This is a genomic window from Ruegeria sp. AI3, from assembly GCF_056541245.1.
In genome coordinates this window covers 1-686 of record NZ_JBQFYA010000076.1, presented here as the reverse complement: position 1 = coordinate 686, position 686 = coordinate 1, and the positions used below count along the sequence as shown (strand labels likewise).

At 57.0% G+C, this 686-nt stretch carries 1 protein-coding gene; it reads left to right on the top strand.

What is annotated here, in order from left to right:
- Positions 1-63 precede the first annotated feature (63 nt).
- The coding region (locus ACRZ95_RS23115; RefSeq protein WP_480555735.1) for a thiamine pyrophosphate-dependent enzyme at positions 64-686 on the top strand (623 nt) is incomplete at its 3' end.

Sequence of the window (686 nt, the reverse complement as noted above, 5' to 3'; positions counted from 1 at the left end):
CTCAAATACTCTATGAAATAGTTTAACGCTAAACTATCTGTCCGGAAGGGGGAGATCGCCACGATGGCTGCGCGAAAAACCACAAAGAAACCAAATGTTTCTGCGGAAGAGCTGAAAACCTACTACCGCGAAATGCTCCTGATCCGCCGATTCGAGGAAAAGGCCGGTCAGCTGTATGGGATGGGTTTGATTGGCGGGTTCTGCCACCTCTATATCGGACAAGAGGCTGTTGTTGTTGGCCTTGAGGCGGCGACTGAGGAAGGCGACAAGCGCGTAACCTCCTACCGCGACCACGGCCACATGCTGGCCTGCGGCATGAACCCCGACGGCGTTATGGCAGAACTGACCGGGCGCGAGGGCGGCTATTCCAAGGGGAAAGGCGGCTCGATGCACATGTTCTCGAAGGAGAAGCACTTTTACGGCGGCCACGGCATCGTGGGCGCTCAGGTGCCGATTGGCGCCGGGCTGGCCTTTGCGGACAAGTATAAAGGAAACGACCGCGTCACCTTCACCTATTTCGGCGATGGCGCCGCGAACCAGGGACAGGTTGCCGAAACCTATAACATGGCCGAGCTTTGGCAGCTGCCAGTGGTGTTTGTGATCGAAAATAACCAATACGCCATGGGGACCTCTGTCAAACGCGCCACCAAGAGCCCCGATTTCTGGGAACGCGGTGCCGCCTATGG